The following is a 20,164-nucleotide window of genomic DNA, read 5'->3' as shown; positions in this document are numbered from 1 at the left end:
GACGTAAACATTGATATTGCGGCGCCATTCAGGTGCCGTATTGAACTGAGCTTAATCGTGGTAAGTTCAATGAGCGATGTGAGTGAGATAAAGTCTAATAAGACTAGTTGGTCTTTGGAGCACGACGGACTCTTCCATTATTGTGTCTATTAAATGTAGCTCATTGTTTCATCGTTATAAATTAGCACTCTGGCTCCATGTTAGCGACGAAAAAAAAGAAAAGACCGAGGTCTTTTCTTTTTAGGAGAAGTTGAGGATAGCTTGTTCAGGCAACTCGAGTTTTCCGATGGTTTACATAAGCAAAAGCACTACCGACACGCAGAAAAAATGTCTTGGTTCTCTCGATATTCTTTGGTTTGTACATCCATCAAGCCAAGTAAGGAGTCGAACAGATTATCTTGGGAGAAGCTCTGTTCTTTGCCTGCCTTTCTTAAGCAGGTCTGGTCTATCCCTTTCTGCTCGGCGAAACCATCAGACATCCACATTATCATAGGCACATGGGTTTGCTCTTTCGGTGCCAATGAATAAGGCATGCCGTGTAAGTAGACGCCATTTTCTCCCAATGATTCTCCGTGATCGGAAATGTACATCAGCGCGACATTGTACTTATCTGTGAGCTTCTCTAGCTTTTGAATAGCCTGTGAGAGAAAGAAATCCGTGTACAAGATGGTGTTGTCGTAGGTGTTGACTACTTGCTCTTTGGTGCAGTTTTCGATATCAGAACGTGGGCAGTCTGGCACAAACTTCTTATGATCTTCTGGGTATCGCTCAAAGTAAGTTGGGCCGTGAGATCCTGAGATATGATAGAAAATGATGCTATCTTGTTTAAGATCTTGAGTATCTTGTTCGAAGTTCTCTAGCATGGCTGTGTCATAGCACACATCGTTATTACACAGCGGGTCGCTGTCTTTGGCGACGAGAGTCATCTCTTTGATTCGATGTGCGACCGCCTTGTCTCCACCATCGTGCTCTCGCCAGATAGAGTGAATGCCCGCGCGGTTCATAATGTCGACCACGTTATCTTGGTTGTAGGCTTTGTCGCGATCGTAGTTGCTTCGGTTCATGTTAGAAAACATACACGGCACAGAAACCGCAGTGGCTGTTCCGCATGACTGAACATCAGAGAAAAAGATCGGGTTATAGGGTTTGGTATGAGCATTGGTTTCTTTCTCATAGCCATAATATTGGTAGTTATATACACGTGCTGTTTCACCAAGAACAAACACCAATAAGGTTGGTTTTTCAGCTTGTTTAGCTTCTGGTTTTAGCTGCGCATCTAAGCCGATTTCTTGGTAAGGAATCGGTTCTTTGATGTAAGTATTGTTGATGTATTTTGCGGTTGAAGCGACGTATTCGGTCGGAATGATCATCTTTTTAAGATGAGAGTTATTACGACCAATCGACACATAATCTTTGTAAAACAGTCCAGCAATAATCGCTATGACAATCAACGAAGAGAGCAATCCAATCGCCTTCCAAATAGCAAAATCTTTCCAAGATTCTCTTTCAAGATCCGTAAATAAAAGCAGCAGTGACGGGACTCCTCCCATCAGAACAAACCATAAAATAGAATAGCTGCTTAGGTAGCTAGCAGCCTCTCCGCTGTTGGTTTCGAAGACGTTTTCTATCATTCCATAGTCTACAAAAATGCCGTAGTTGAACATGCTGTAGCTGACTAAAGAGGAAGTAAGTAGTAACAAGATAAAAAAAGCTTTGGCGAATATCGGCCAGTTGAATACTTGAAAGATAAAGTTGAATGCGGCGAGAAAGAAAAATGGGATCGAGATGATAAACCCAATGCTTTCGGCTTGTGAGGCACTAAGAATATTGAACAGTTCGCGTGAGATAGGCAAGTTAATGACAAGCAGGTAATACACTGCCAAAACGAAAGGGAGTTTGTTTATCGACATGTTTAAGCGTGGTAGATTCATAGGTCTTGTCTTCCTGTGTCACTTATCCCTTTATTTTAGTCTCGCTACCAAGAAAGCTCTAATATCAATGCATATAGCTCAAATAGAAGGCGCTGAGCGATAAACTGGCTAAAGTGAAATGACGCTAAGGTGTGTAGATAAAAAAATTCACTTTACTGAGTGACCTTCATGACAAGGTGGAACAGCAAAGTGAATTAGTATGTTCAGCTTATTCTATGTGGTTCAATCACATTAGAAGTTGTATGAACCACCGAAGCTAATGCTGTTGAAGGCAAGTGTTTTGTCTTCTTTCTTAAAGCCGTAGTCGTTTTCAACACTCACTGCGTCTGCTTGTGAAATTAGACGTAGTGTTAGATGCTCGATTGGCGTGTATTCAACACCAACACCAAAGTGGAAACCCGTACCGCTGTCATCAGCGTAACCAGCACTCTTATTTGCGTTTAGGTCAACAGAGCTTAAACCAGCCAATACGAATGGGCGGATTGTGTTGTCGAATGTGTAACCAAGATTTGCTGACAAAGAAACAGACGTTGGAGACAGTTTTGCAGCACCCTTTTTGTAGTCTGCATAATCGTTGTAGCCAAGTTCAACACCTACGATGCGGTTGAATTGGTAGCCGCCGTATAGGTTGTAGCCCATGCCATCTGAATCTAAGCTACCTTGACCATCTGTATCAGAATCTTGGTATATGCCAAGACCGCCACCAATGTAAGCACCGCCGTCAGTACCTGCTGCTAAAGCTGGAAGAGAAACTGCGCTGATTAAACCCAGTGCTAATGCTGATTTCGTTATCTTGTTCATCTTTGTTACTCACTCTGTCATGTCTTCAAATGTGATTGTCGGTCACTGTCGATTTTTAATCGTTGTTGGTTTTTGGCCTCTCGACCGTTGTTGACAATTATCCCTGAGTCTTTTGCTCATTACTGTATGGCTTTGTAAGCTGAATCGTTACATAGATACAAAAATTCACTTTACTGTGCTGCCTTATCAACGAGCAGAGTAGTAAAGTGACTTTGAGCTACTTACTTACGACTTAGTCGTTTGGGGTGAATATTAGAAGTCGTATGAACCACCGAAGCTCACACTGTTGAACGCTAGAGTGTGGTCGTCAGTTGAGATCGTAGAGCCACTAATTTGATAAGAGTCTTCTACGCTTACTGCGTCAGCTTGAGAAATCAGGCGAAGTGTTAGGTGTTCAACCGGCGTGTATTCAACACCAACACCAAAGTGGAAGCCGGTGCCGCTATCATCATTGTAGCCAGCGCCGCTATTCGCATTGAGGTCGACTGAGCTTAAACCTGCTAGTACAAATGGGCGAATGGTGTTGTCGAACGTGTAACCGACATTTGCTGATACAGAGATAGACGTTGGTGAAAGCTTGTCTGTGCTGTTCTTGTAATCTGCATAGTCGTTGTAGCCAAGTTCAACACCTACGATGCGGTTGAATTGGTAGCCGCCGTATAGGTTGTAGCCCATGCCGTCTGAATCCAGACTTGGCGCTCCATCCGTATCGGAACCTTGATAGGCACTAAGTCCGCCACCTACGTATGCGCCACCATCGATACCTGCTGCAAAAGTTGGAAGTGAAACTAAACCGATTAAGCCGAGTGCTAATGCTGATTTTTTCATGATAATACCTTGTTTACTCATCCTGTGATGCAAATCACGGTATCGCTGATGATTGATTTATAAAACCCTCACAAATGAAACCTATTTTTTCATTGATAACGTGATTACCTGCGCCCCTTGATTTATCAAGAGCTAACGAAATATTTGTTGGTTATATTGTTTATAAATAAAATTCATATATTGACAAATGGTTAAATTTGCTAAATAAAACGATGTTTTTTAAAGTTGAAGTGAGATCAGGTTTATCTAACTAATTGAAAAATAAAACATAATAAATATTGAATTTGTTCTATTGTAGTATTTATTGTGGTGTTTGTTGAAAGCAAAGCAGTACGCTGATTCTAATCATGACAAGGAGAGTAGGATGTTAAACCGAGCAAACACAGGTTTGGTGGTTGTGGACGTACAAGGCAAGCTCGCACGCCTTGTTGATGAGAGCGATACGCTGATTGCTAATTGCGGAAAGTTAGCTCAAGGAGCGCAGGTTTTGGGGCTGCCAATTATTCGTTTGGAGCAGAACCCAGAGAAGCTAGGTGCAACGGTCGACGAACTGAATGACCTATTGAGTGATGCTAAGCCGATACCAAAATTTACCTTCAACGCGTGTGATGAGCCTAAGTTTGTTGAGGCGGTGCAAGCCAAGGACGTGGATACTTGGTTAGTGTGTGGTATTGAGGCTCACATTTGTGTTTATCAAACCACAATGGGGTTGTTGGAACTTGGGTACAATGTTCAGGTAGTTGGCGACTGTATTAGTTCACGAACGGCACTCAACAAAGATCTGGCAATCCGTCGACTAATGGATGCTGGTATCCAAATCACAGGATTAGAAATGAGCTTATACGAGCTTGTGAAAGACTGCCGCGCGCGTGAATTTAAGCTCATTCTATCCTTGATTCGTTAATCACCGAGAGGCTGTCTATCGCCACCGCCTCGGTAAGAATCGAGCGCAACTTTCAAGCGACGCAGTTTGTCGCGCGAACGGTTCTTGTGATTGACTGCGATTCCCATCGAAAGCACATCTACTAGTGCCAACATTGCGTAACGAGAAGCCGATGGTTTGTAGATGAAATCGGTTTCCATATGCTTGATGGGTAACAAGATATCGGCAATTTTTGCTAGCGGTGTATCTTGTGGCGTAATCGCAATAATCTTAAGTCCGTACTGCTTGGCTAATTCGGCGGTTTCGGTGATCACTGGCGTAAAGCCTGTCGCTGAAATCATCACCATCACGTCATTGGCATCTGCCGTGGCAGCAACCATACGTGACATCAAACCATCGTTGTACGACACCACTGGGTAGCCTAAACGAAACAGTCTATGTTGCAGCTCTTGAGAAGCAATTGTCGAACCGCCGCCCATGCCGATAGCAATGATCTGTCTGGCGTTATGCAGCCAGCTCACTGCAGTTTCAACGTCTTGCTCTTTGAACAGAGTGCGGTTGATGTCTAGGCTCTGCTTGATCGATTCGTAGATACCTTGATAGCCCGTTTGGTCAACAGGCTCGAGGATAAAGCGCTGGCCAACGGTTAGTGTCTGAGCCAACTTAATCTTCATATCACGCACGTTGTTACAGCCGATCGCTTTAGCAAAACGTGTGATGGTGGCTTCACTGACTTGAGCACCCTCAGCAAGTTCTGTAATGCTGGCATTGGCAGCAAAATCAATGTCGTCCATGATCAACTTGGCGACTTTCTTTTCTGCATCACGAAGAACAGGGAAACGCTCTGTTATCTGTGAAATGATATCTACTTCTAAACTCAAGAATCCTGATCCTTTGTTGATGGGGCCAATCGTATCACTTAGTTTTTAAGAACCTAGCTCTTAAAGCTGAGCCTTAGCCCCGTTAGTATATCTTATTGCTTCGCTGATTCTAGCTTATTGAAAAATCGAACTAGAAACAGGTTTCTACCCATTTGGTCACCTGATGTTCGTCATCGCTGATGGCAATGTAGCGCCATTTGTCGAAGGTTAAACACGGGTGTGAGGTCGAGAACGCAATCATGTCGCCCACTTCAATCTCAGAAGAGCCGTCCGTTTCAACAAAGGTATGTTGATCCATCACGGCAGTAGAGGTTAAGCCTTTCACTGAGATCGCTTCGCCATTGCGATAGCCGCGCTCGGCAATCGGTAAACCCGCATCAAAGGCCACATCACGCTTGCCTAGCCCAACCACTAACTTGGTTGGTTCAGGACGTGAGATAACATACGCCCATACCTCAAGTGCCGATTCTAAATCACCACCCAATTCGCACGCGTAGCCTTGGTTTACTTGGGCACGTTGCAACACCTTGCTTTGTGCGTCTAGGTAAATACCTGTGTCGTGAATGGCATAGCAACCTGGGCGGATGATCGCCAAGTAATCGGTTAGGTTCGCCAAACATTCTGCCACCACGTCATACCAAGCAGAGCCTGCGCCAGTGATAATAGGTTGCCCTGCAATTAGTCCATCTGATGCAAGGCTTTCGACCGAAGTGAGCGCCTGATTTAAGAAGGTACGAATGTCTTGTTCGGCATTGTCACCGTGAATTACACCCTCGTACACCTCAATACCCGCCAGCGAAAGGGCAGGTGTGTCTTGGATGGTTTGAGCCAGTTCTAGAACTTCTTGTGGTGAACGACAGCCACAGCGACCGCCCGGTACACCAAATTCGATCAGTACTTTTAGCGTCTGCTTTGTATTAGCGAAATATTGGCTAAGTTGCTGCACGTTTACCGATGAATCCACACAACAGTAAAAGTCGACATCAAATTCACTGATCAGCTGTTCAACGATCGCCATGTTGGTTTTACCCACCAATTGGTTGGCCATGATGATTCGTTTTGCACCCGCCATAGCCGCAATTTCGGCTTGTGCAGGTGTTGCTACTGTTATGCCCCAAGCGCCATTTTCTAGCTGTTGGCGGAAAAAAGCAGGAGTCATGGAGGTTTTGCCATGTGGCGACAATTTAACCTGATGATGGTCAGCGAATGATTGCATCCAATTCAGGTTATTGGTCAATGCCGATTGTTTGATAACTGCAACCGGGAGCGAAATATCTTCATTAACCAATTGATAAATACCGTTCTCAGATTGTGATATTGCTCTCCCTTTTTGGCCTTTTTCAGTCAAGACAAAACTATCTTTTTGATACTTTATAACATCTTTATGTGCAGGGTTATGTTTCATTGCTGATTCCTAACATGATTTAAGTTGTTGTTATTTAATGTTTGAATATATCCACAATCTGTTTTGTGGTAGAAACTATCACACAAATTAAAATATTATGTGTGTTTTGTCACTGAAAATAATCGGCTGGATTCTTAATATAGTTCCATCAACACAGTGGATTGAGAGAGTGATAAATGTTGTTCGATACGATAATCAAAAATGTAGAGGTGTTTGACGGCACCGGCGAACAATCGTTTTGTGCCGATGTAGCAATCCGAGATGGAAAAATAGCCGAAATTGGTCAAATTGATCACGAAGATTGTGGCCAGTTGGTTGAGGGAGCAGGCTTAGCATTAGCTCCTGGTTTTATCGATGTACACACACATGACGATACCAATGTAATTCGTTACCCAGACTGCCTGCCTAAGATCAGCCAAGGTGTTACAACCGTGATTGTTGGTAACTGTGGTATCAGCGCATCACCAACCGTTTTGGCTGGTGACCCTCCTGACCCAATGAATCTTTTAGGCGCACAAGCTGACTTTAAATACCCAACTTTCGCCGCGTATGCACAAGCGGTAGAGCAAGCTAAACCCGCAGTAAACGTTGCAGCGTTAGTCGGCCATACGACATTACGTAACCAAGTGATGGACGACCTGCAGCGCACTGCAAGCGAAGACGAAATCGGAGCGATGCAAACCAACCTTGATTTGGCGATGGAACAAGGCGCATTAGGTTTGAGCTCGGGTTTGGCTTACGCCAGCGCTAAACAAGCGAATGCCAACGAAGTGATGCAATTAGCGAAAGTGCTTTCTAGTCACGGCGGCATCTATACCACGCATATGCGCACCGAATTTGAAGAGATCTTAAGCGCGATGGAAGAGGCGTTTGAGACAGGACAATACGCAAAAGTGCCGGTTGTTATCTCTCACCTTAAATGTGCAGGTGCGGGCAATTGGGGCAGAACCGTTGAAGTGCTTGATTTGATGGACAAGGTTTCTGAGCACCAAGATGTGTCTTGCGACTGTTACCCATACTCTGCGAGCTCTTCGACATTAGATTTGAAACAAGTGACTGACGATTTCGACATCTTCATCACTTGGTCTGAAGCAAAACCAGAACACGCAGGCAAAACGCTGAAGCAGATTGCTGATGAAATGAATCTCCCCCTGATGGACGCGGCAAAAGCGCTTCAACCAGCGGGTGCGGTTTACCACTGCATGGATGAGAACGACGTAAAGCGTGTATTGAAATACAAACTGACCATGGTCGGTTCAGACGGTTTACCTAATGACCCGCATCCACATCCAAGATTGTGGGGCACCTTCCCGAAAGTGCTAGGCCACTACTGCCGAGATGAAAAACTGTTCTCGTTGCCAGAAGCGATTCACAAGATGACCGGAATGTCGGCTCAGCGTTACAACTTAGCGGGTCGAGGCGAAGTTCGCTGTGGTGCCTTTGCCGATTTAGTTTTATTTGATCCAAAGAATATTAAAGACACAGCAACATTTGAAAATCCTATTTCAGTTGCTGAAGGAATAGAAAGTGTATTTGTAAATGGTGAGTTAACTTACCAGCAAGGAAAAGTAAGAAATAATCGTTCAGGCGTTTTTATTTACCGAAACTAGAATTTAAATTATTTATTAAATTTAGATGGATATAAAAACGGCGAATTAATTTAAATATATTGGAATAGAAACTGTTTTATCTATAAAGCCAATGTTATCTATAAACCCAATAGTATCTATAAATAAGTGGAGTTAAAAAATGACTATTAAACGTTACGGTGTTGAAGGCGGTACAGGTACAGGCGGACAACATTTACCATTTGCACGTGCAACTGAAGCAGGTGGTTTCCTATACGTTTCTGGCCAGACACCGATGACAGATGGTGAAGTGGTTGAGGGTGGCATTGTTGACCAGTCTCGCCTAGCGATCCAAAACTGTGTCGATATCATGACTGAAGCGGGCTACGGCCTAGAAGACGTAATGCACGTAAAGGTTGTGCTAACGGATTCTCGTTACTTCCAATCTTTTAATAAGGTATTCAAAGAGTTTTTCGGTGCTAACCCACCGGCCCGTATCTGCATGGTTTGCGACTTAGTTGTAGACGTGAAGGTTGAAGTAGATGTGACTTGCTACCGCGCCGATCGCGGATAGTAATAACCTAATCACAATTACCTACTTAGAGAGTATTAGGGGTTAGTCATCCCTGTTATTATCCTTTAATACTCTCACCCTACATTTATAAAAATTACTTTAATCAAAAAAGATAAAATCAATAAAGTAATTATATGAAATATAAAATGAATGAATCATAAATAAAGTTCAGGAATGAACTCAATATTTCACTGAGAGGTGTCAAATGAACAGCACACTTTTTCTTACAGGCTTCGGCGTGTACGTATTATTTTTAATTTGGTTAGGCTGGTTTGTCTCGCGTAATCAAAAATCTGGCGAAGATTTCTTATTAGGTGGCCGTGGCCTACCTATGTTCTTAGTACTTGGTACAACAGTAGCGACGATGGTCGGTACGGGTTCAAGTATGGGTGCGGTTGGCTTCGGCTACGCAAATGGCTGGGCAGGTGCTCTGTACGGCATTGGTGGTGCGATAGGCATCCTATTACTTGCACTTTGGTTTGCTCCGGTTCGTAAATTGAACTTCATGACCATGAGTGAAGAGCTGGCTTATTATGTTGGCGCTAACCGCATCGTGAAAAACGTTGTAGGTGTACTGATCTTTGTTGCTTCAATTGGTTGGTTAGGCGCCCACATTCTAGGTGGCGGCATGTACTTAGCGTGGATTGCGGACATCGATCTCAACCTAGCGAAAATCATTATTGCTGCAGCATTCACTATTTATGTGGTGATCGGTGGTTACACGGCGGTGGTGTGGACCGATACCATTCAAGCTATCATCCTTTTTGCTGGCTTCATCTTGATGGCGGTAATGTCAGTCGATTACATCGGCGGCATGGATAACCTTTACGCTGCGATGGACCCTGCTGCTACAAGCTTTTTAGCAATCGATAAACTGGGCCTTCTGCCTGCTGTGTCTCTGGCTGTGGTTATTGGTGTGGGTGTACTGGCGACGCCTTCATTCCGTCAGCGTATCTACTCGGGTAAAGACGTATCAACCGTTCGTCGCTCGTTTGTTGCATCGGGTGTGTTGTACCTTTTCTTCTCAATCATCCCTGCAATCATTGGTATGGCAGCACATGCGATTGACCCATCATTGGATAACGCGAACTACTCGTTCCCTTACGTTGCTGCAACGGTTCTTCCGGTTGGCGTTGGCATGATTGTTCTTATCGCGGGTCTTTCTGCAACCATGTCGAGCGCAAGTTCAGATGCGATAGCTGGTGTTTCTATCCTACTTCGTGATGTTTACGTGATGTTCACTGGTCGCGTACCAAACAAAGAGTCAATGGTGAACTATTCTCGCTTGGCATTGATTGTGGTGATTGGTTTTGCCCTGTTGTTCGCACTAACGTCAAACGACATCATTGGCTATATCACGAAAATGATTTCAACCGTAATGTCGGGCATGTTTGTGTGCGGTATGTTGGGTCGATTCTGGAAACGTTACAACTGGCAGGGTGCGCTTGCTACTCTAGCGGGTGCATCTGTGGCTTCATTTGTTGTAATGCTAAACGCAGACTACACGGCTTTCTGGGGTAACCCTGTGATTCCTTCTTGTCTAGTAGCTCTAACGGCTGGTGTGCTGGTAAGCCTATGTACTCCAGCTAACCAAGTGACACCAGAAATGGCGAAAGCAATTCTTGATGACGAGCGCGCTCTGATGGAGATGGAATTGTCAGACTCAGGTGTGCTTGAAGAAGACGCGTCTTCTCAACGTCCTGCTAATCAAACAAGCTAATCTAAAACGCTCCACAGCTAGTTAGTACAACAAATTCAGTACAACAAGTTGTGGAGTGGCTTAGCTAGCTCAGGCTCTGCTTCTCGGTAGGGCCTTCTTCCCCATTTATCTCTCTATTTTAGGATCTGCTATGCCTGCATCTTCTAACTTCAATATTGCTTTCTTTGGCGAGTGCATGGTCGAAATCAGCGGCTCTCCATTAACCAAAAAATTCGGCGGTGACACACTCAATACCGCACTTTACCTTTCTCGCTTAACCCAATATCAAAACCTCTCTGTTCATTACGCGACTGGACTTGGTAGCGATGAACTGTCTCAAAATATGATTGATAGCTGGCAGTTAGAAGGTATTCAAACCAATTTCGTTGAACGCATCCCAAACAAGCTACCCGGCTTGTACATGGTCGAAACCGACGAGACAGGCGAGCGACACTTTCACTACTGGCGCAATGATGCGGCGGTAAAATCTTACTTTCAAATTGATAACTTAAACAAGCAAACCGACAACCTGAATAAGCTTGAAATCGCTCTGACCGAGAAACAAGTCGACGCGGTTTACATCAGCGGTATCAGTATCGCGATCATGGATGATGCCTCTCGTGAGCGCCTATTCAAAGCGATTAGTGTGTTCTCAAACCAAGGCGGCAAGGTGATTTTTGATAATAACTATCGCCCGCAACTTTGGAGCACTGAACAAGCTCAACATTGGTACGCCAAGTTACTGCCGCTAGTGGACATCGCTTTGATTACCGAAGACGACGACCTGCTGGTTTGGGGTAACTCAGAGAGCGTTCAACAACGCTGCCTCCGTTTGGGTTGCCAAGAGATTGTCATCAAACGTGGCTGCGAGCCATGTAAGATTGTTCAAGTTGAACAGGGCAAAATTGTTGAGAATTATGTCTCAGCGACTCGTGTTTCTAACGTGGTCGACACCTGCGCGGCGGGCGATTCATTCGCCGCGGGTTATTTAGCTGCGCGTCTTACTGGCGAGAGCGCCACTGACGCAGCCGAACTTGGCCACCAACTGGCTTCCATCGTTATTCAATACTCTGGCGCAATCATCCCCGTGAGCGCTATGAGCCAACTGATTAAAAAATAAAATAAAAAGCGGAATTATTATGTCTCAAGAAATGATCAACACACTTAAGCAATTCAAAGTTATCCCTGTTATCCAAATCAACAAGGTTGAGCACGCGATTCCACTGGCAAAGGTGTTGGTAGAAAACGGCCTACCAGTTGCTGAAGTCACATTCCGTACTGAAGCGGCAGCAGACGCGATTCGTGCGATGCGCGATGCGTATCCAGAAATGTGTATCGGTGCCGGTACAGTATTAACGCCAGCGCAGATTGACCTAGCGAAAGAGTCGGGCAGCGAATTCATCGTGGCTCCGGGCCTGAATCCAAACACCGTAAAACGCTGCCAAGAGATCGGCATGCCAATCGTTCCGGGTGTAAACAACCCCAGCCAAGTAGAGCAAGCGCTGGAGCTTGGCCTTAACTTCTTGAAGTTCTTCCCTGCAGAAGCGTCTGGTGGCATCAACATGGTGAAATCTCTACTAGCGCCATACGTCGATGTGTCTTTGATGCCAACGGGCGGTATCGGTAAACACAACGTCAATGACTACCTAGCAGTCGATCGCGTGGTGTGCTGTGGTGGTACTTGGATGGTGTCGCCAAAAATGATCGAGAACGAGCAGTGGGATGAGATTGCAGTATTGGTTCGTGAAGCGGTCGCTCTTGTTAATGAGCAATAAGCTTGTGCGCTCATTCGTTTTTTAACAGGCGACAAGCTTTGAGCTTGCAACAATTTTTGAACTAGCGATAACAAGCTTTCGAATCAGAGATAACGAGCAACAGCAGTGGCTGATGGTTCTGTTTTGTGAATCGCCTCCGATAAACAAAACAGAACCATATTTATATAGGAAAACTAATAATGAAAAAAACTATATTATCCCTATTGATTTCAGGTTCAGTAGTGTCCCCAATGGCGTTAGCAATGGCTCCAAATACCGATCTAAATTTAATGCCGTACCCACAAACGGTCGAGCTGCAAGCTGGGCAAGTTAAGGTCGACGGTAACTTCAAGGTTTACATCAAAGGCTTTAATTCTGATCGCGTTGAGTACACGGCGAAACGTTTTATTGATCGCCTTGAGCGTCAGACGGGTGTGCCGATTCTAAATTGGCAGGTTGATAGTGCAGACGAAGCGAACCTGATCATTGATATCGACGCGGCGCCAAAGTCAGAAGTACAGAACATCGACTCTGTAGAGTCCTACAAAATTACCACTCAGGGTGAACAAATCACACTGAGCTCTCCAAGCCCATACGGCTCAATTCACGGCATCGAAACCCTTTTACAGCTCGTTGAAACGACAGCGACTGGTTACCATATTCCTGCCGTCACGATTGTCGATGAGCCTCGCTTCCGCTGGCGTGGTGTCTCTTACGATACGTCGCGTCACTTTATTGAATTCGATGTGCTGATTCGTCAGTTAGATGCGATGGCTTCGGCGAAGATGAACGTATTCCATTGGCACTTCTGGGACGACCAAGGTATTCGTATTCAAACTGAATCTTGGCCGCGTTTGTGGTCTGAAACCGCTGATGGTAACTACTACACCAAAGACCAAGTTCGCTACCTAGTTGAGTACGCGCGTAATCTTGGTATTCGTGTGATTCCTGAAGTCTCTCTGCCAGGTCACTCTTCTGCCGTGGCGCATGCTTACCCGCGCTTGATGTCGGGCGGTGAAGGGCAAAACTACGAGCAAGAAAGAGGGTGGGGCGTGTTTGAACCGCTCATGGATCCACTGAACCCAGAAGTCTATGAGATGCTAGGTGACGTGTTTGACGAAGTGACCGAGCTGTTCCCTGATGAGTACTTTCATATCGGTGGCGATGAGCCGAACTATGCGCAATGGAAAAACAGCGAAAAGCACCAACAGTTCATTGAAGAGAACAATATCGATGGCGAGCGTGGTCTGCAGTCTTACCTCAATGTAAAAGTTGAGAAGATGCTCGAAGAGCGCGGTAAGAAGATGACTGGTTGGGATGAGATTTGGCATAAAGACCTGCCGACTTCGATCGTGATTCAAAGCTGGCAAGGGCACGATAGCATTGGTCGTGCGGCGAAAGAGGGCTACCCAGGTATTCTTTCTACAGGTTACTACCTAGATCAACCTCAGCCGACGAGCTACCACTATCGCAATGACCCAATGCCAACTGGCATCACTGTTGACGATAATCTGCACAGCGGCGAAAAGTTCGTGACGTATCAATGGCAGAAGCCTCGTTCAAAAGGCGGCCCACGTAAGGGAACACTGACCATCATTGAAGCGAAAGACGGCACTTTCCGTGCATTCAGTGATTACAACGGCAAGTCTCGTGAAGAGATCTTCATCCTTGATCATGTGCCGGGTAAAACCTTTGTTGGCCACTTCGATAACTTCATGTCGTACACCGAATTCAACCTAAACCTGCATCCAAAGGGTTTTGCCGAAGGCAGTTACCAACTGGTTGGTAACGTGCGTTGGCCAACCACAGGTGAAGTGATTGCGAGCAGTGATGTTGAAGGCAGCGTGATTCCTGAACCAAATGGTGGTTACCCTGCAGAATTAACCGACAAAGAAAAAGAGCTTATCTTGGGCGGCGAGATCACCATGTGGCTAGAAAATAAAGATAGCCTCACGGTTGAAAACTACCTATGGCCACGCAGCTATGCGATTGCAGAGCGCTTCTGGTCTGATACGGAATTGACGGACGAACGCAGCATGTATAAGCGTATGAAGGCGATGGATACATGGTCTGAAGTGTCGGTTGGACTTCGTCATCATGCGGATGCTGACATGTTGTTAAAACGCATTGCGAAAGGCCAAGATATTCACGACTTGCGCGTGCTTGCCAAGTACACCGAGCCAGCACAATACTATGCTCGCAACTGGGAGAAGTGGAACTCTACTGAACCTAAGGGCACTTTATACAGCCAATACGAGCGTCTAAATCGCTTCGTTGATGCGTTGCCAGTCGAAAGCTACGCTGTGTATGAAATGCAAGATTTGGTCAACGAAGTCGCGACGGGTAATCAACAAGCGCTTGAGCAACTTGCAGAGCATTATCAGCAAGCGAAAGCGTCTGCACTCGCAGCTAAAACTGTCTTCGCTGGCAATGTGTCTTCAGTAGAAACTGTGATTGTCGCTGAGAAAACCGCGGAAGTCGCAGACTTGGCGTTAACCTTGATTGCTAAAGCACAAGCGGGTGAAAAAGTTCGAGCATCAGACGAGAACGCCTATCAAGCGATACTGTCTGAATCAGCGAAGATCTACGACGAATCGATCATCGCGATTGTTCGCCCGACAGAGCTCTTGTTGAAGCAGTTAGCTGACTAAGCCGTTTACGGATTAGCGAATAAGTCACACGCCAATAAGTGAATCAAAACCGCCCTCTGTGGGCGGTTTTTTTGTTTTCTATTCTCTATAGAGTGTGGTTTCTAAATTCTATGTAAGCGGCTACTTACAATCACTATCACTATCAATATTCTGTAGCGTTAACGTGAATGTCATGCCTTGATCTGGGTTGTTCTTGGTTATCAAGGTACCTTGCATATCTCGCACATTGTTTGCAGTGATGGCCAATCCGAGACCCAAACCTTCGCCCATCTTTTTGTTGGTATGGAAGGGTTCGAAAATGGTTTCGAGTTGGTCTTCTGACACGCCACAGCCATTATCTTGCACCTTGATGATGACACGTTGTTGATCGGTATGTGCGCTGATAACAATGGTCGCGGGTGTTTGATTTTGCGTAGCGTCCACAGCGTTTCTGATTAGGTTGCCAAGCACTTGACGAAGTCGTGCCTCTTCTCCCATCACCATCGAAATATTAGAAGCGACACGCACGCGAATATCGACGTTGTCTAATTCGGCTTGGTGAATTCGTAGGGTTTCTTGCAGTGCTTCGGTGAGTGAAACTGGATAGGGCTTCTCAAGTCTTTTAAAGGCGAACGACTTCAGTTGACTGGTCATATTAGCCATTCTGTCGATGAGGCTCATGACTAAGTCCATGTTCGCTTTCAACATCTTGGTCTCACCCCTTTCCATCAGTAATTGATTACTTGAAAGTAGGGTTTTTAGACCAGTAAGCGGTTGATTAAGCTCATGAGTGATCGCACTCGACATCCGCCCTAATGCGGCAAGTTTGCTTGATTCCACCAATTCTTGCTGCGCGTCTTTGAGATCTTGTGTTCGCTCTTCTACGCGAAGTTGCAGTGTTTTATTGGCGTTTTGTACCGCAATTTCCGCTTTTTTACGCTTACTGATGTCGATCACGGTACATAGGTAATAAGGCGTTGAATGCCAAGGGAACGAGCTAATAGAGAACAGCACAGGGAAGTAGCTGCCATCACTGCGCCTTGCCATGGTTTCGACGCTGGTGATCTCGGCCAGTTCTTGGTGTTGTTCCAAGTTTTTGAGTAATTGCAACGTGGTCGAATTCGGATTACCTGCCTCAAACAGCTGCCACGCCTTGATGTTGCTGATCATCGAATCAGAAAGGCAAAAGTAGTTCTTCGCCATCAGGTTAATATCGTGAATATGACCATGTTTATCGATCAGCACCAATCCGACGTGGGTTTTATTGATCATTCCAGACAGCCGTTTTTCCGACTCTTCGATGAGCTTTTGGATTCGCAGATTACTGAGTTTTTTCTGACGTCTTTGATAAAGAATAACCAGCAACAGCAGAATGAAAAGACAGCCAACCGCCACACTCCAGCTGATCCAGCTAGTGGTTTGGTTGAGGCTGGTTAATGGCGTTAGGTAGGTTAAACGCCAATTGAGGTCGTCTAACTTGATTGACTGAATCAGATAGTCTTTGCCTTGCAGTCGCCACACGCGAATATGGGTTTGGTCATACAGCTCACGTTTTGTGGCTGTGGGCTGAGAATTGAACGTGTCATTGAACCAGTCGGCACTCAGTCGGTGATCACTGGAGAGAAAGAACTGATCGCGAGGGTTCTGGAACAGTATCGCTTCACCATCGGCGAACCATTGATCGGTTAACAATGACAAATCGATTTGCACCGCGACAATACCGACCACATCGGACGCTCGATAAACCGGCGCGGCAATAAAGTAATCGGGTATCACGCCTTTATTTTTGGTCACTACAGAGATAGCACCACCTTGCTGGTGGATTTTAGACACAATCGTATCGGCGTTCTTCTTGCTCAACTTACTTCTTTCAACGCTAGAAACCAGCAAATCGCCCTTCCCAGAAAGCAGATACCAGCCCTTAGTGTTGGCGGCTTTGTCTAACTGAATCAGCTGCTTTTTAATGTGCTTTTCGAGGCGAGTTTCACCATCGATAAAACGCACACTGGTTTCATCGTTAGTCACGAGGTAGGGCAAATAATAAAAACGTTTCAGAGTGCGCCTTGCTTCAGCAATGTACCCAAGAAAGCGTTGTTCTGCATAGCGCTGGGCTTGCTCAAGCTTCCATTGGCTTATCCCGCTTTTGGTGGTGACCTGAACCAAACCAATTAATAAACAGGCACATAGGAACAACCAATACCGATTGTTATTCATCATTGCTGATTAAATCCTTTTAAAATTAGTGATTTGCCCTTTTAAACTCATGGCTTGAGAAAGTTATCTGTTTGCTTTTTAAGCGAGTGGCGAATGAGATAAGTTGAAGCTAACAAACATCACAAAACTGTTAAAGGAGTGTTATTCAAAGTGGGAGCTAGCTCCTTTTCGTCTGCGGATTTTTTACATACCGTGGGCGATATTATTCTGATGTAAGTGGCGGAACCAAACTATGCAGCGTATAGCTTTGATTGAAGATGATGCAATTGTGCGTCAAGCAACCAGCCAGTGGTTACAATTAGCGGGCTTCGATGTCACCGCATTTGAGGTTGGGCAAGATGCGTTAAACGCGGTAGAGCAGGGTGACTTCCAAACCATCATTAGTGATGTGCGTTTACCAGATATTGATGGTGTTGAACTGCTAGGGCGCTTTAAACATCTTGTGCCAGACGTGCCTGTCATCTTGATCACGGGTCATGGTGATGTCGATATGGCGGTGAAAGCATTACAGCAAGGCGCGTATGATTTCATTGAAAAGCCATTCGACCCAGAACGTTTGTCTCAAACGGTATCGGAAGCGGTCGACAAACATCAAAGTGGCCAAGACAGAAACAGTCGTCAGAACTATCTGGATAATCTGAAAGGCATTGAACAGGTGCTGATTGGTCGCAGTAAAGTGATGTGTGAATTGCGAGAGCAGATACAAAAAGTCGCCTCGATTGATACCAATGTGATCATTTATGGTGAAACCGGCTGCGGTAAAGAGCTAGTCGCTTCTTGTTTACATGAGTTTAGCCTGCGTAAAACCCATCCGTTTGTACCGCTAAACTGTGGCGCGATTCCAGAAAATCTCTTTGAAAGCGAACTGTTTGGACACGAAGCAGGTGCGTTTACTGGTGCCGCCAAGCGACGTATTGGTAAGCTTGAATTTGCCGACAAAGGCACGGTGTTTCTCGATGAAATAGAGAGCATGCCACTGTCGATGCAGGTCAAAGTGCTGCGTACCTTGCAAGATAATGTCGTCGAACGCGTAGGGGGTAATCAGCAACAACATGTTGATCTACGAGTGGTCTCTGCCTCGAAAAGCGATCTACTGAATCACCCCGATTTTCGCCAAGACCTTTTCTATCGCTTGAACGTTGCCCAACTGCATTTACCTCCCCTTAATGAACGAGAAGACGATGCTTTGATCCTTTTTGAACACTTCACTCAAGAAGCGAACAATGAAACCCGAGTTGCCAGTGAGGCCGATCGTTATGCGTTGTTGTCGTATGCATGGCCGGGCAATGTGCGTGAACTGCGCAATGTCGCGATTCGTTTTGCACTGGATGAAAGCCTGACAGTGGGCGATATCTTGGCGTGTCGCCCCAATTCTGTCACAGAGTCTACAACGGCAGGCATCCCGTTGGCGGTTCAAGTGCAGAGCTTTGAACGGAAAGTGATTCATGATGCGCTAGTGCGTTATCAAGGGCGCATCAATGATGTGATGCAAGATTTGGATTTACCCCGTCGAACATTGAACCAAAAGATGGTGCGTTATGCGTTGAACCGAAGCGATTATGTCGATTCGTAATTGATGATGAAATTAGAAGTGTTGTCTGAATCAATGAGCAAAAAATGGCTCATCAGATATTTATCATTTTATAAACATTGATCACGTAAATGTAACACAGTGTGACTTGGCTACCTTTATAGGGATGTTAATTGCGGCTTCGGATAAGCAAAAAATAGCTCATTCATTCGTAGGTAAATAAGCAAGAAATGGCTTGTTTTAGGTGGTGTTTCAAATGAATTTCAATAAAAACAGAAACTTAAAAGTTGGCATTGTGTTTGCTATCTAGCCATTGTTATTAACAAAAATATAACGTGAATAATCCTACATGGAGAGTAACAATGAAATATAACAAGCTAGTTAAAACTTTAGCAATCGCAATGGCCTCTATGGGCCTTATCAGCAACGCCTCAGCTCAAGAAGACCGCAGCTACATTTTAGCGACGGCCTCAACGGGTGGGACTTACTATCCGGTAGGTGTTGCTCTAGCGACATTGAGTAAAGTTAAGCTTGCGCCTAAGCAGCACTTTTCTTTGGCGGCTATTAGTTCTGCGGGCTCGGGTGAGAACGTAAAGTTGTTGAACGAGAACGAAGCACAGTTTGCCATTCTGCAAGGTTTGTATGGTGCGTGGGCGTGGCAAGGGCTTGGTCCATATGAGAAATCAGGTCAACAAACACAGCTTCGCTCTGTGTCTATGTTATGGCAAAACGTAGAACACTTCATTGTGCGCTCTGATTTAGCAAAAACAGGCACCGTGAGCGATTTGGAAAATCTAAACGGTAAGAAATTCTCTATCGGTAAGAAAAACTCAGGTACTGAAAACTCAGGACGCCAGATCATGCAAGGCCTGTCGGTAGATCCAGAACAATTTAAACTCGCCTTTATGGGTTACGGCGGCAGTGCCAGTGCACTACAGAATGGCACCATTGATGGCATGAACACACCTGCTGGCGTGCCGGTTGGCGCAGTAACTCAAGCGTTTGCTGCCTTGGGGGAAGACATTCAAATCCTGTCATTTACCGATGCGCAGATCAAACAAGCGAACGGCGATTACAATATCTGGACCAAGTATGAGATCCCAGCAAACACCTACCCAGGTGTTGATAAGCCGATCACCACTATCGCCCAACCTAACTTTCTAGCGGTTCGTGAAGACATCTCTGAAGAAGATGTGTACCAACTAACCAAAGCTATCTATGAAAACCTACCTTTCCTACAAGGTATCCATAAAGCAACCAAAGCAATGGCACTCGAGAAAGGGATCGCAGGTCTGCCTGTTCCTCTTCACCCAGGCGCTGCTCGTTATTATCGAGAGATGGGCATCGAGATCCCTTCTGAGTTGATCGTTAACTAGCTTATCTGTTGTCAGGTAACTATTGGTTTATGAGCTGTTGGCTTGTGAACTAAATACTGGCCTGTGAACTAACGGTTTGTTACGAACTA

General features: G+C 45.3%; 15 protein-coding genes. 9 read left to right on the top strand and 6 right to left on the bottom strand.

The window, feature by feature from the left end; all coding sequences use genetic code 11:
• Positions 1-308 precede the first annotated feature (308 nt).
• From NX845_RS05845 to NX845_RS05835, 3 genes are all read right to left on the bottom strand, one after another.
• The gene (locus NX845_RS05845) at positions 309-1,931 is read right to left on the bottom strand and encodes a phosphoethanolamine transferase (RefSeq protein WP_065680935.1); all 1,623 of its coding nucleotides are present in this window, start codon (positions 1,929-1,931) and stop codon (positions 309-311) included.
• A gap of 231 nt (positions 1,932-2,162) precedes the next feature.
• A complete protein-coding gene (locus NX845_RS05840) occupies positions 2,163-2,732 on the bottom strand; it encodes a porin family protein (RefSeq protein ID WP_065680934.1) in 570 nt (189 codons plus the stop codon).
• A 252-nt stretch (positions 2,733-2,984) separates the two neighbouring features.
• Complete coding sequence (locus NX845_RS05835; protein ID WP_370736660.1) at positions 2,985-3,560, bottom strand: porin family protein; 576 nt, start codon at positions 3,558-3,560, stop codon at positions 2,985-2,987.
• A 364-nt stretch (positions 3,561-3,924) separates the two neighbouring features.
• On the opposite strand from NX845_RS05835, the gene NX845_RS05830 reads away from it, so the two are divergent.
• Positions 3,925-4,464, top strand: a complete 540-nt coding sequence (locus tag NX845_RS05830; RefSeq protein WP_102575241.1) for a hydrolase — start codon at positions 3,925-3,927, stop codon at positions 4,462-4,464.
• On the opposite strand, the gene NX845_RS05825 is transcribed toward NX845_RS05830, so the two are convergent.
• Together NX845_RS05825 and NX845_RS05820 are read right to left on the bottom strand one after the other, a co-directional pair.
• Entirely contained in the window at positions 4,461-5,324 is an 864-nt protein-coding gene (locus NX845_RS05825; RefSeq protein WP_004732501.1) for a MurR/RpiR family transcriptional regulator, read from the bottom strand. The two genes, NX845_RS05830 and NX845_RS05825, sit on opposite strands and share 4 nt — an antisense overlap.
• A 130-nt stretch (positions 5,325-5,454) precedes the next feature.
• Complete coding sequence (locus tag NX845_RS05820) at positions 5,455-6,729, bottom strand: amino acid deaminase (protein ID WP_065680932.1); 1,275 nt, start codon at positions 6,727-6,729, stop codon at positions 5,455-5,457.
• A 176-nt stretch (positions 6,730-6,905) separates the two neighbouring features.
• Between NX845_RS05820 and NX845_RS05815 the strand changes: the two genes are divergently transcribed.
• The 6 genes from NX845_RS05815 (at position 6,906) to NX845_RS05790 (ending at position 14,975) form a co-directional block, all read left to right on the top strand.
• The gene (locus NX845_RS05815) at positions 6,906-8,339 is read left to right on the top strand and encodes an amidohydrolase family protein (protein ID WP_065680931.1); all 1,434 of its coding nucleotides are present in this window, start codon (positions 6,906-6,908) and stop codon (positions 8,337-8,339) included.
• A 139-nt stretch (positions 8,340-8,478) separates the two neighbouring features.
• On the top strand, positions 8,479-8,871 hold the full coding sequence (locus tag NX845_RS05810) for a RidA family protein (RefSeq protein ID WP_004732497.1): 393 nt from the start codon (positions 8,479-8,481) through the stop codon (positions 8,869-8,871).
• 205 nt (positions 8,872-9,076) lie between these two features.
• The gene (locus NX845_RS05805; RefSeq protein WP_102447303.1) at positions 9,077-10,591 is read left to right on the top strand and encodes a sodium:solute symporter family protein; all 1,515 of its coding nucleotides are present in this window, start codon (positions 9,077-9,079) and stop codon (positions 10,589-10,591) included.
• Positions 10,592-10,721: 130 nt separating this feature from the next.
• Positions 10,722-11,690, top strand: a complete 969-nt coding sequence (locus tag NX845_RS05800) for a sugar kinase (protein WP_260256639.1) — start codon at positions 10,722-10,724, stop codon at positions 11,688-11,690.
• Positions 11,691-11,709: 19 nt separating this feature from the next.
• Positions 11,710-12,345: a bifunctional 4-hydroxy-2-oxoglutarate aldolase/2-dehydro-3-deoxy-phosphogluconate aldolase gene (locus tag NX845_RS05795; RefSeq protein ID WP_065680928.1), complete on the top strand. Its 636-nt coding sequence runs from the start codon at positions 11,710-11,712 to the stop codon at positions 12,343-12,345.
• Positions 12,346-12,524: 179 nt separating this feature from the next.
• A complete protein-coding gene (locus NX845_RS05790) occupies positions 12,525-14,975 on the top strand; it encodes a family 20 glycosylhydrolase (protein WP_065680927.1) in 2,451 nt (816 codons plus the stop codon).
• A gap of 120 nt (positions 14,976-15,095) precedes the next feature.
• On the opposite strand, the gene NX845_RS05785 is transcribed toward NX845_RS05790, so the two are convergent.
• Positions 15,096-17,171 carry an ATP-binding protein gene (locus tag NX845_RS05785; protein WP_065680926.1) on the bottom strand — a complete coding sequence of 692 codons (2,076 nt, stop codon included), beginning with the start codon at positions 17,169-17,171 and terminating at the stop codon, positions 15,096-15,098.
• A gap of 229 nt (positions 17,172-17,400) precedes the next feature.
• On the opposite strand from NX845_RS05785, the gene NX845_RS05780 reads away from it, so the two are divergent.
• On the top strand, positions 17,401-18,741 hold the full coding sequence (locus tag NX845_RS05780) for a sigma-54 dependent transcriptional regulator (RefSeq protein WP_017095812.1): 1,341 nt from the start codon (positions 17,401-17,403) through the stop codon (positions 18,739-18,741).
• A gap of 320 nt (positions 18,742-19,061) precedes the next feature.
• Positions 19,062-20,075 carry a TAXI family TRAP transporter solute-binding subunit gene (locus NX845_RS05775; protein WP_004732483.1) on the top strand — a complete coding sequence of 338 codons (1,014 nt, stop codon included), beginning with the start codon at positions 19,062-19,064 and terminating at the stop codon, positions 20,073-20,075.
• Positions 20,076-20,164: the final 89 nt, after the last annotated feature.

The organism is Vibrio sp. NC2 (assembly GCF_025195005.1).
Lineage (GTDB): Bacteria > Pseudomonadota > Gammaproteobacteria > Enterobacterales > Vibrionaceae > Vibrio > Vibrio splendidus.
This window is presented reverse-complemented; position numbering and strand designations above follow the sequence as displayed.